Source organism: Campylobacter concisus (genome assembly GCF_003048555.1).
In the GTDB taxonomy this organism is placed as follows: domain Bacteria; phylum Campylobacterota; class Campylobacteria; order Campylobacterales; family Campylobacteraceae; genus Campylobacter_A; species Campylobacter_A concisus_AO.
This window is the reverse complement of the sequence record NZ_PIRR01000044.1, coordinates 1-11,484: the sequence shown is the minus strand read 5'-3', so window position 1 is coordinate 11,484 and position 11,484 is coordinate 1. Positions and strand designations below refer to the sequence as shown.

Genomic DNA, 11,484 nt, shown 5'->3' with positions numbered 1-11,484 from the left:
AAAATATACTTTGGCTTATGAATAAATCTTCATCGCTTTCAGTAATTATGGCTCTAAAGCTGTTTCCAAAACTAGTAGGAATAAAATTTTTATCTATAAAAATCGGGTCAAAATGCCCGTGAATCCTACCTTCGTAAGGCTTAAATGAAATTTTATTGCTATCAAGAAATTTTAAAAGCCCATAAAACATTCCAGCAAAAACTCGTGGTATGTTTAAGTTTTGATAGTATGTTTGTTTAAAGACTGTGTTTGTAAAAAAGATCGAGCTTGGATTTATCTCGTGTATAGTTGTATCTGTGTAAATGGTCTCAAAAAGAGGCGATATTCGCTGAAGTGTTCTTGTATCATCGCCAAAAAAGATATCAAAGACTTTTGCGTGAAAAATTTGATTAAAAAGCTCAGTAATATTTTTTGACATGACGTGTGCGTTAGAGCCAAGCTTTGATTTTTCTAAAAAGTCATTTATAAAAGGATTTACGGCGCAAAATTTTAGATCTTTGTGAGTAGCCTCAAATCTCATGAGTTTTATCATGGCGGTCTGTAAGCTACTAACTTTTAAAAAGGCGATCTCTTTATCGATAATTGGCACATTATCTTCGCTAATTATGGCGTATGCGCCTTGTTTAATCGCTGTTTCTATGTCGCTATCGTTTGCGTTTAAGCAAATATACGCAAAGCCACGTCTTACATGCTTTAGCTCGAAAACAAACTCGCTTACGCTAGTTATTGTTGGTGCGTTTAGAGCCTCGGCATTTATTAGGCGTGTTAAATTTTCTATTGTCATTTAGCCAACGATCGCACCGTTTTTTACTTTGCCTTGTGTGCCAAGTAGAGTTAATGAGCCATCAGATGCACTTAATATCATGCCCTGGGAGACATATTTTTTCATCATCGTTCGCTCTTTTAAATTTGCTAAAACGCAAACTTGTTTGCCCACAAGCGAGCTAGGCTCGTAGTATTTAGCGATACCAGAAAGAATTTGACGTGGCTGCTCCTCGCCAAGATCTATCTTAAATTTAAGCAGCTTCTCACTACCCTCGACTCTCTCGCACTCGAGCACTTCGCCTACTTTTATCACCACCTTTGCAAAGTCATCAATGCTAATGATTTCGTCCCCTTTTTTATTCTCTTTTGGCTCAGCTTTTACCTCAACCTTTGGCTCATTTGCCTCGCTCATTAGCTCTTTTTCTATTCTTGGGAAAAGTGGCTCGGTAGCTTTTGCTACAAAATTTGAAATTTCATTTTTTAAGATAAGATTCTCGTAAGAAGCTGTGTCTATGCTAAAGCCAAGCGTGTCAGCTATCTTAGCACAAGTTTTTGGCATGGCTGGACTAAGCAGTATCGCCACTTTTGCAAGTAAATTTGCGCAAAGTGCCACAAGCGCGTTTGCCTCGTCAGTTTTGCCAGCTTTTACAAGTGACCATGGTTCATACTTCGCAACGGCTGCATTTGCAAGCGTTACGACCTTCCAAAGATCCTCTAAATAGCGGTTCGTCGCTAAATTTTCTAAATTTTTAATAGCCTCATCAAGGCAGCCCTTCGCCTCATCAATCTCGACTTTATGAAATTTGAGTACATCTTTTGAGTCGATTTTATAGTCGCTATACTTTGCACTCATTCCAACAATGCGGCTTAGCAGATTGCCAAGTCCGTTGCCAAGTTCTGAGTTTATACGCTCGATCAATGCTTTTTGGCTATAGTCGCCATCTTGTCCAAACGGCACTTCTCTAAGCAAAAAGTATCTGAAATTTTCAAGTCCATAAGCGTTTGCGACCTCTCTTGGGTTTATAACATTACCCTTACTTTTGCTCATCTTTTCGCCATTTATGGTCCACCAGCCGTGAGCTGCTACGTGTTTTGGTAGCGGTAAGCCAAGACTCATCAAAAATGCCGGCCAGTAAACTGCGTGAAAGCGTAAAATATCCTTGCCAACGATGTGAGTAGTGTATGGCCAAAGATCCATTCTAGCGTCATCTCTTGAATATCCTAGTGTTGTTAGGTAGTTTATAAGCGCGTCAAGCCAGACGTACATAACGTGCTTGTCGTCATTTGCGCTCTTTGGTAGCTTTATGCCCCAGTCAAAGCTCGTTCTGGTTACCGAAAGATCTTTTAGTCCACCTTTTACAAAGCTTACGACCTCGTTTTTCTTCCCCTTTGGGATAACGCAAAGCTCGTCATTTTCGTACCATTTTAAAAGCGCGTCTTCATATTTTGAAAGCTTGAAAAAGTAGCTCTCTTCTTTGACTAAAGACGTCACGCGGCCACAGTCTGGACAGTGATTGTCTTCTAGTAGGTCTCTTTGGTTAAAAAAAGTTTCGCAGCTAACGCAGTAAAAGCCTTCGTATTCGCCTTTGTAAATATCGCCATTTGCTTGCATCTTTTCAAAGACATTTTGCACGGTTTGCTTGTGCTCTTCGTCGGTCGTTCTTATAAAATGATCATAGCTTATCTCAAACTCATCCCAAAGTGACCTAAATTTAGCGCTAATCTCGTCGGCGTACTCTTTTGGAGTCTTGCCTCTAGCACGAGCTGCTTGCTCGATCTTTTGTCCGTGCTCGTCTGTGCCCGTCATAAAGTAGGTCTCTTTGCCTTGCAAGCGGTTAAATCTAGCAAGTGTATCGGCGATGATGGTCGTATATGCGTGGCCAATGTGTGGCACGTCGTTTACATAGTATATTGGGGTCGTTATATAAGCTTTTTCTTTCATATTTTTCCTTTAATTTTAAAAATCAAATCCGCCATCGCTGCCAGTATTGCCTTTTGACATCGAGTTATAGCAGCTGTTTACGTATTCTTTTCTTGTCTCGCAGTCAAAAAATACTTCGCAGTTAAAGCAGCTTTTTTGCTCTTTTTGGCTTTGGCACTCTTGCAAAATTTTTGCTTTTTGCTTTAAGACTAGTTCAAATGCGTCAAGTGGCTCGTTTGCTTGTGCTTCTTGCATTATTTTTGCTCGTAAAATTTATGCAAAAGAGAAATTTCATCACGTGAGCCAAAGAAGCATGGCGTTGTTTGGTGAATTTTTTCTATTTTTATATCAAAAAGTGTTTGATTTTTGCCGTTTGTCGTTGAGCCCTTTGCGTTTTCATATATGAAGGCAAATGGCAACACCTCAAAGACTACTCTTAGCTTGCCATTTGGATGATCGCTCGTTGCTGGGTAGCTAAAAAGACCGCCACCTTTTAGTAAAATTTGATGCAAATCGCTCACCATCGCACCTGAGTATCTTAGTCTGTAGCCTTGGTTGAATAGCTCGTTTATAAAATTTCTATGCGTTTGGCTCCAGCCTTTTTGCGTGGCTCCCGTGGCGTTTAGCTTGCCTTTTTCTTTTAGCTCAAGCTCTTTTACAAATTTAAACTCGCCATCTTTGCCAAGTCTATAAAATTTAGGCAAAGTGCCCTTTTTCTCAGCAATTACAAGCTCAAGCCTTGGGCCATATATGCTGTAAGCTGCGGCTATTAATTTTTCTGGTTTTACCTCGTCTTCGTAGATGCCAAAGATCGAGCCAACGGCAAAATTTACATCAACTAAGCTTGAGCCATCAAGTGGATCGTAAGCGATGATAAATTTAGCGTTTTTATTGATCTCAAGCTCGTCCTCTTTCTCCTCGCTAATTAGTCCTTTTACGCAGGCAAGCTGCTTAAATTTAGCTGTGATGATCTCGTCGCTTTTGACATCAAGCTTTAGCTGTGTGTCGCCGGTTGCGTTTTCGTGAGTTGTGTAGCCAAGATCGGCGTATTTTATCACTTCGCTTATCTCTTTTGCGATCTCTTTTATGGTGTTAAAAATTTGGTTTAATTCTTGCATTATACAGCCTTTGCATTTTTGATTATCCACGCACAAATGGCGTCTATATCGTCTAAATTTATATTTTTTATCTCGTAAGGAATTTGTTTTTTGTATGTTGCGATCGCATCTGAAAAGCTAAGATATTTTTCATCTATTTCATCTTTAAAAACGCTTAATCTTGGTAGTGGAAGCGTCTTCAAACCCTCGACTAAGAGCATGTCAAACTCACCTAGCATTTTAATGACATCGCTAATTTCTTGTGGATTTTGTGAAAAATAAGTTGTTCTAGTCGGACTCATCACAACCACATCTGCTCCGGTTTGAGAAAATTTAAAGCTATCCTTGCCTTCAACGTCAAATTTGGCTTTGTCGCCTGGATCGTGTTTTACTATCGCGACTTTCAAACCATCATCTATAAATTTTTTTGCTACCTTTAAAATAAGAGTCGTTTTTCCGCTATTTGAAGGGCCAGAAAAAGCGATAGCAAGTCTTTTCATAAGAACCTTTTTTGTTAAAATTTCTCGCGATTATAACTTATGTTGGCTTTAAAATTTATGAGTGAAATTTAAAAATTAAAATGCTAAAATGGCAGAAATTTTAGAAATTCAAGAGTTTTTATGAGTAAATTTATATCGTTTTTTGTATTCATTTTGATGATATTTGGCTGTGCTGGTGAAAAAGTAATCGTGCATGAGCCGTTAAAAAATGAGCTTCTAGCTTACACGAGCAAAAGTGAGATTATTGATGGTGCTGACAGGACGCTCATCATCGCTACCTATTTAAATCCGATCTACAATTCAAATTTAGACCAGAACAAAGAGCACTTTTTGGTGGCCATAAATCCAAAAGAGCACGCTAGTGAGCTAAATAATATCAAGGTAAATAATGACTCAAATGCCACAAATGCAAGGCTGCTTGATGAAAATGATAAGATGCTAAAATTTGCTGGATTTTCGATGCCTTGGGCGCTCTATTATGAAGTGACCGCACCAAGTAAGCAAAGCGATGATCTAGCACTTAGTTTCGAAATTTATCAGTCAAAGCCGGTTTTGTTAAATTTTCGAAAAGTTGCGAAATCTTTATATTGGAACCATTAAGCGCCATATAGATCACGTAGTTTGCAAGCACCTTCTTGCCGTAGTTTCTAGTCTCAGCCACTGGGACTAGCTCGATCGATAAAAAGGGCTCAAATTTCCCCTCTTTAAACATATCATCTCTTGTGATGACTTTTTTGGTAAAGCCGATACCGCCGTTATACGCGTAGGCCGTAAAGAGCGGATGATAAAGAAATTTATCAAGGTAGTTTAGGTGGTGATTTGCAAATTTAAATGCAACATCAGTTTTAAAAAGATCGTCCTCATCAAAATTTGGAATTTTTAGCTCTTTTTTGCCGATCGCATTTGCAAGAAATGGCATAAACTGCATCGTACCAAGGGCGTAAGAGGTAGAAACGACGCTTGGGATAAAGAGGCTCTCTTGCCTTGCAAGTGCGTAGATCATCGACTTTCGCTCAGTGCTGATGCCTTCAAGCTCAGGCGAGTTTGGCATCAAAAAGTACTGCTTCTCCCAGCCATGCGCCTTTTGCATGAAAAATGCATAGGCACCGATACTTTCGTTTGTATAAAATTTCTTCGCAAATTCGCTTGCTTGCGTGGCATTCATATCCTTTGCAAGGGCTGCAGTTTTGTTCCATAAAAACGGATCGCTTACGTCAAAATTTTCGATATTTTGCTTACTAGGCCTTGGTACGATGACCTCAAGTGGTTCACCACCGATCAAATCTCTTGCGTAAAGTGAGTAGATATTCGCGTCCTTGCTGGCACTTAGCTCTTTTAAAAAGCTTTCGTTTTTGCTTATCTGGTACTGCCAAAAAGTCGCATTATCTCTTTGCCAAGCTCTTTCAAATGTGCTCTTGGCTCTTGCAAAAAGACTAAAAGCGATATCGTCTTGTCCTAGTAAAATTGCATTTAATCCAAGCGTAAAAGCGTCATTTTTTTCAGTGACAGCTGGATCGATGCTTAGCAAATTTCTCCTAAAGCCTTCATATTTTTTATTAAAAACAATATCGTTTAATAAATTTGTAAAGCCCTTTTGTGAGTAGAGCTTGGTCATGAAATTTGCATCAAAACTTTCGCTAAAAAGTATACTTTTATTTTGCGGGCTAGAGGCGTTAAATAGCTCTAAAAAGCTCTTTGTATCGTTTAAATTTGCAAAAGCTTTAGCCGGATTTGCTTCATTTAATACGAGTAAAATTTTTGATTTTTCTGGATTTGTCTTTGCAAGATTGGCTGCTAAAATTTCACGAGTGTGATTATCAAGCTTTAAGCTAAAAGAAATGGATGTTAGCAAATTTTGGCAGGTTAGATTTGCCTGGGTGATATTTTTTGTATTTACACCAGGACATTTGCTAGGAGCCACTTTTGGAGGTAAAATTTTATCGATTGATTTTTGAACAAGGCCCGCTTTTCTAAATACATCATGCGAAAGATCTGCGATCTGCTCTTTTGTATAGCTGCCCTCGTTAATAAGACGGTTGATGTAGTAGTCTTTTGCTAGGCTTTTTGGCTCTTTTTTTAGCTCTTCGTAGGTGTAAATTTTAGCTAAAAGAGCAACACAGGCAAGAGAGAGAATACTAAAGTGACGCAGCAAAACCAAACAAAAGCCTTATTAAAAATTGATCTAAAAATTGAAGTGCTAAAAGTACGATAAGCGGAGTAAAGTCGATACCACTAAAATTTGTTTTTATATAGCGTCTAATAAAGCTATAAACCGGCTCAGTTAGCCTATAAAGTAGCTGCACGACCGGCGAGCTAGGATCTGGCCTGACCCAGCTAATCAGAGCTGCTGCGATGATAACCCAAGTATAGACCGTGATAATAAGGTGCAAAATGTTTGCAATCGCTGAAAATAGAGTGGAAAGTATCATTTTTGCTCCTAGATTAAAATTTTTGCTAGATCATCTTTGATGAGCGGATAGAGCTCGCTTAGCTCAGGGCCGTGAAGGTCGTTTGTAAGCAGCGCACGTAGTGGCATGAAAAAGTTTTTACCTTTTAAATTTGTAGCATTCATAAGCTCTTTTTTAAACTCATCAAAGCTCTCGCATGCCTTTAAATTACGAGCTGCTTTTTTGATGATCTCAAATTCGTTTTTGTACTCATCTGGAGCTATTTTTGGTGAGTATATAGCCTCAACTTTTTCTTTTATCTCAGGCATCAGGGAGCTCTCTTGAGTGTAAAATTTAACTAGCTCAACCTTGCTATCATCCACGCCAAAGATCTCTTTTATGCGCTCTTTTGAAGCAAGCTTGATGTGCTCTCTATTTATCTGCTCAAGCTTTTTCACGTCAAATCTAGCAGGCGAGCGTGAAATTTTGGTTATATCAAACCACTTTACCGCATCTTCGATCGTAAAAATTTCAGTTGGAGTTTTATTGCCAAGAAGTATCAGATAGTTTGCGATCGCCTCAGGTAAAAATCCCTGCTCAAAGAGCCATTTTATGCTTGATTCGTTCTCGCGCTTGCTCATTTTTTTACCTTCAATATTTAAAAGTATAGGCAAATGCGCGTAATTCATCTTGCCAGTGTAGCCAAGGCCTTCTCGTATGAGATCTTGCTTTGGTGTGTTGCTCACGTGATCCTCGCCACGTATGACAAAGGTCACGCCCTCAAGCATATCATCAACTGCGCAGGCGAAGTTGTAAGTTGGTGTTTTGTCTGCTCTCATGATGACAAAGCTATCAACTGCGTCTGGCTCAAAGCTTAGCTCGCCTTTGATCGCATCTGTAAAGCTCATCGTGCGTGTTGGCTTTTTCATGCGGATGACAAAGGGCTTCTCGCAGTTTAAAACTTCGGCGTCGCTTAGTCTCTCGCAGGTACCGTCATATCTATATGCCACGCCTTGCTCTTTTGCTTTTTGTTTTTTTGCCTCGAGTTCTTCTTCGGTGCAAAAGCAAGCAAAGGCCTTTTTATCGATGAGAAGCTTTGATGCAAGCTGCCTGTGGAATTTTAAATTTTCGCTTTGAATATAAATTTGCTCTGGCTTTATGCCAAATTTACTTAAAATTTCTAAGATATCTTTCTCTTTTCCCTCAATATTTCGCTCTTTGTCGGTATCTTCTATGCGTAAAATAAAGCCACTTTTATCTTGTAAAGAACAAATATAATTAAAAATAGCGGCACGTAAATTTCCTATGTGCATATCTCCTGTTGGAGAGGGTGCAAAACGATACATAAGCTCATTCCTTACGTTAAATTTTGAGTTTAGATTATAACACCAGCTTGATAAATTTAAAGTTATGTAATTTGATTTTTTTAGCCGAAGCAAAGCATTTCTTGAATAAAATCCGAACAAAAATTTAACATTTTTAGGAGAAACAATGAGTTTTATAAGCGAATTTAAAGAATTTGCGATGCGCGGAAATGTCATAGATATGGCTATTGGTGTTGTTATAGGTGGTGCTTTTGGAAAGATCGTTTCATCACTAGTTGGCGATGTTATTATGCCAGTTGTTGGCGTTTTAACTGGCGGTGTAAATTTCACTGATCTTAAACTTACATTAAAAGAAGCAGCAGAAGGTGCGCCTGCTGTTACGATAAACTATGGTTCATTTATACAAACAATGGTTGATTTTTTAATAATCGCATTTTGTATTTTCTGCGTTATCAAAGCTTTAAATACACTTAAAAATAAATTACCAAAAGAAGAGCCAGCTCCAGTAGAGCCTGAAACTCCAGCCGACATTGCACTTTTAACTGAGATTAGAGATCTACTTAAAAAATAATTTCATAAATTCAAAGGGGAAATTCCCTTTGAAAATCTATTAAAATTTATCTTATTTTTATATGCTAAAATATTTTTTATTTTAAAAAGGTAATTAAAAATATGATAGAGAAAATCCCGTTTTTTCAAGGCTTAAACGAAGAAGATTTAGCCAAACTTGAAGCCATAAGTGTCGTAAAAAAGTATAAAAAGGGTGAATTCTTATTTATAGAAGGCGAGGAGCCAAAATGGTTAATATTTTTAATAAGCGGCTCTGTCAAGCTTTATAAAACCACGGCAAACGGAAAAGAAATTTTTATTCATCAGTTAGCTCCTATGAATTTTGTAGCTGAAGTCGTAAATTTTGAAAATATTGTCTACCCAGCTAGTGCCATTTTTACCATATCTGGCGAGGTGTTAAAGATAAATTATGAAAAATTTGCAGCAGAATTTTTAATAAAACCAGAAATTTGTATGAAATTTTTAAAGTCGATGTCTGAAAAAATAAGGATCACAACAAATCTACTTCATCAAGAGTTAATTTTAAGCTCAGAAGAAAAAGTGGCTAGGTTTATTTTAGATCATGAAGATTTATTTAACGAGCTAAAACACACAAAAATTTCATCAATACTTAATATGACTCCAGAAACTTTTTCGAGAATTTTAAATAAATTTAAAACAAATGGTTTAGTTAAACTTGATGAAAAGAACCAAATTTTGGAAAAAGATGTAGGTGGACTACAAGAAATTTATTCTTATTGAAAGTTAATATCAAATAAATATTTTCATTTACTTAAAGAAAAAATTTATATATTTTTGGATAGTATTCGTCTAAAATTTTCGTAAAAATTTACGATATATTGATAAAATCAGGAGGAAAATTTGGCTGAAGTTAAGAAGAAATTTTTTGTTTGGTCATCTGTGATAATAGGCATTGTAATCGGCCTTATCGCTTCTATGGGCATAGCTGATGCACTTCATGCTACTGGTAGCGGCTACATCTGTACCATTTGTCACACGATGGATCCTATGAATGCTGCATATCATGAAGACGCGCACGGTGGCAATAACAAGCTTGGCATAAAAGCTGAATGTTCAGCCTGTCACCTAAATCATACAAGTGCCTATACCTATGTACTTACAAAACTTAAAGTATCGATAAATGATGGCTATAAGACATTTTTTACAGATACAGACAAGATCGACTGGCGTAAAAAACGCGAGCATGCATCTCACTTTGTCTATGATAGTGGATGTTTGACTTGCCACTCAAATTTAAAAAATGTTATTCAAGCTGGTAAATCATTCTTGCCACATAGAGATTATTTCGTTCTTGGAAATCCTAATAAAAAATCATGTGTTGACTGCCATGAGCATGTTGGCCACAAGAATTTAGGACTACAAATCGATAAATTTGAAGCAATTAAAAAACAAGAAAACAATAAAACCAAGTAAGGAGGAGAGATGTTTAAAAAGTCGCTAATGTTATTAGCCTGTCTAATGTCTTTTGGCTTTGCCGCAAACATGGATGCAAATAAATCTGACGCTTTAAACCTTAATGTTGTAAAAAACATTAAAGTTGCTCACAAAATGTCAGACTTATCAAAAAGCTGTGTTGAGTGCCACGCTAAAGAGACACCCGGCATAGTTGCCGATTGGAAAAATAGTCGCCACGCTCACGTTGGCGTAAGTTGTATGGATTGCCACTCTGTAAATGCAGATAATCCTATGGCTTCAGTTAAGGTGCATCCAAAAGATTCTAACAACCATGTTTCAATGCTAGTTAGCCCAAAAACTTGTGCTAAGTGTCACGAAAATGAGGTTGAAGAATTTGTTAAGAGTGGTCACGCAAGAGGTGCTATGCAAATGTATGCTAACCCTGCGATGGTAAAACTAATGTATCACTATGAAGGTATGGATCATCCAGAATACAAAATGGCTCCAGACGCTACTGGTTGTACACAGTGCCACGGAACCGTCATCAAACTAGACGCTGATCACAAACCTACAAAAGAGACTTGGCCAAACTACGGTATAGGTAATGTTTATCCTGATGGTGGCGTAGGCGGATGTAAATCATGCCACAGCGCACACACATTTAGCATAGCTGAAGCTAGAAAACCAGCTGCTTGTGCATCTTGCCACCTTGGACCTGATCACCCAGATATTGAGATCTTTAACAACTCAATGCACGGACATATCTATAATAGCGAAGCTCACAAATGGAATTTTGATGCTGCTCCTGATACATGGGATGTACCAGACTTTAGAGCTCCAACTTGTGCAGCTTGCCACATGAGTGGTGTTGGTGAAACAACAACAACTCACAATGTTTCAAGAAGACTAAAATGGAACCTATGGGGCGTCAGCAGTAAGCTAAGAACAGCTGGTGATGAACAAGCTGCTGTTGTTTACGAAAAAACTGGCAAACTAACCATAGGAACGCCACTTGCAGGTCATCCAAATGGACCAGAAGCAGCAAGAGCTGAGATGAAGCTAGTTTGTAAAGCTTGCCATACATCAACTCATACAGATAACTTCTTCATTATGGGTGATAAGCAAGTAGAGCTTTATAACGTTTATAACGCTGAAGCAACTAAGATGCTTGAAGAGTTGAAAGCTAAAAACTTACTACTTGCAGATGCTTGGGAAGATGAATTCCAAGATATCTACTATCATATGTGGCACCATGAAGGCCGTCGTATGAGACAAGGCGCTCTAATGGGTGGTCCTGACTACTCACACTGGCATGGTGTATTCGAAGTTAAAAACGATATAAGAAAACTTCGTGAGATCTACAAAAAAAGAATGGAATCTGGTAAAGTAGAGTAATGCTTTTTAAGGTGGGAGTTTTTCCCACCTTATTTTCTTAAATAACTATTAAATTTGCTCAACTTTAAATCATTTTTTATACATTCAAAACTATACAATTTTTAAGAC

General features: G+C 37.9%; 13 protein-coding genes. 5 read left to right on the top strand and 8 right to left on the bottom strand.

Annotation, left to right across the window (positions count from 1 at the left end; all coding sequences use genetic code 11):
• The 5 genes from CVS92_RS07680 to mobB all read right to left on the bottom strand — a co-directional run.
• Positions 1 to 784, bottom strand: a 784-nt coding sequence (locus CVS92_RS07680; RefSeq protein ID WP_107789051.1) for a ferrochelatase, incomplete at its 3' end; no start/stop codon positions are given.
• Positions 785 to 2,707, bottom strand: coding sequence for a methionine--tRNA ligase (metG, locus tag CVS92_RS07675; RefSeq protein WP_107789050.1), 1,923 nt, complete (start codon positions 2,705 to 2,707; stop codon positions 785 to 787).
• A 15-nt stretch (positions 2,708 to 2,722) separates the two neighbouring features.
• Complete coding sequence (locus tag CVS92_RS07670) at positions 2,723 to 2,941, bottom strand: hypothetical protein (protein WP_107789049.1); 219 nt, start codon at positions 2,939 to 2,941, stop codon at positions 2,723 to 2,725.
• Positions 2,941 to 3,804: a class 1 fructose-bisphosphatase gene (locus CVS92_RS07665; RefSeq protein ID WP_234398717.1), complete on the bottom strand. Its 864-nt coding sequence runs from the start codon at positions 3,802 to 3,804 to the stop codon at positions 2,941 to 2,943. Before CVS92_RS07665 ends, CVS92_RS07670 begins: the two co-directional genes overlap by 1 nt.
• Positions 3,804 to 4,283, bottom strand: a complete 480-nt coding sequence (gene mobB / locus CVS92_RS07660; RefSeq protein WP_084040860.1) for a molybdopterin-guanine dinucleotide biosynthesis protein B — start codon at positions 4,281 to 4,283, stop codon at positions 3,804 to 3,806. Before mobB ends, CVS92_RS07665 begins: the two co-directional genes overlap by 1 nt.
• A 120-nt stretch (positions 4,284 to 4,403) precedes the next feature.
• Between mobB and CVS92_RS07655 the strand changes: the two genes are divergently transcribed.
• The gene (locus tag CVS92_RS07655; protein WP_107789047.1) at positions 4,404 to 4,883 is read left to right on the top strand and encodes a hypothetical protein; all 480 of its coding nucleotides are present in this window, start codon (positions 4,404 to 4,406) and stop codon (positions 4,881 to 4,883) included.
• Here the strand turns inward: CVS92_RS07655 and CVS92_RS07650 are convergent.
• Genes CVS92_RS07650 through gltX form a run of 3 tightly spaced genes read right to left on the bottom strand, consistent with a single transcriptional unit; the run spans position 4,804 to position 8,016 of the window.
• Positions 4,804 to 6,441 (bottom strand): lytic transglycosylase domain-containing protein, encoded by a 1,638-nt coding sequence (locus tag CVS92_RS07650; RefSeq protein ID WP_107789046.1) that lies wholly within the window; start codon positions 6,439 to 6,441, stop codon positions 4,804 to 4,806. The two genes, CVS92_RS07655 and CVS92_RS07650, sit on opposite strands and share 80 nt — an antisense overlap.
• Positions 6,419 to 6,712, bottom strand: coding sequence for a YggT family protein (locus CVS92_RS07645; RefSeq protein WP_021090481.1), 294 nt, complete (start codon positions 6,710 to 6,712; stop codon positions 6,419 to 6,421). The genes CVS92_RS07650 and CVS92_RS07645 overlap by 23 nt, the downstream gene beginning before the upstream one ends.
• Before the next feature lie 8 nt (positions 6,713 to 6,720).
• Positions 6,721 to 8,016 carry a glutamate--tRNA ligase gene (gene gltX / locus CVS92_RS07640; protein WP_107789045.1) on the bottom strand — a complete coding sequence of 432 codons (1,296 nt, stop codon included), beginning with the start codon at positions 8,014 to 8,016 and terminating at the stop codon, positions 6,721 to 6,723.
• A 145-nt stretch (positions 8,017 to 8,161) separates the two neighbouring features.
• On the opposite strand from gltX, the gene mscL reads away from it, so the two are divergent.
• From mscL to CVS92_RS07620, 4 genes are all read left to right on the top strand, one after another.
• Positions 8,162 to 8,566, top strand: coding sequence for a large-conductance mechanosensitive channel protein MscL (gene mscL / locus CVS92_RS07635; protein WP_107789044.1), 405 nt, complete (start codon positions 8,162 to 8,164; stop codon positions 8,564 to 8,566).
• Positions 8,567 to 8,667: 101 nt separating this feature from the next.
• The gene (locus tag CVS92_RS07630) at positions 8,668 to 9,306 is read left to right on the top strand and encodes a Crp/Fnr family transcriptional regulator (RefSeq protein ID WP_084108542.1); all 639 of its coding nucleotides are present in this window, start codon (positions 8,668 to 8,670) and stop codon (positions 9,304 to 9,306) included.
• A 120-nt stretch (positions 9,307 to 9,426) separates the two neighbouring features.
• On the top strand, positions 9,427 to 9,999 hold the full coding sequence (locus tag CVS92_RS07625) for a cytochrome c3 family protein (protein WP_084040850.1): 573 nt from the start codon (positions 9,427 to 9,429) through the stop codon (positions 9,997 to 9,999).
• Positions 10,000 to 10,008: 9 nt separating this feature from the next.
• Entirely contained in the window at positions 10,009 to 11,376 is a 1,368-nt protein-coding gene (locus tag CVS92_RS07620; protein ID WP_107789043.1) for a multiheme c-type cytochrome, read from the top strand.
• Positions 11,377 to 11,484: the final 108 nt, after the last annotated feature.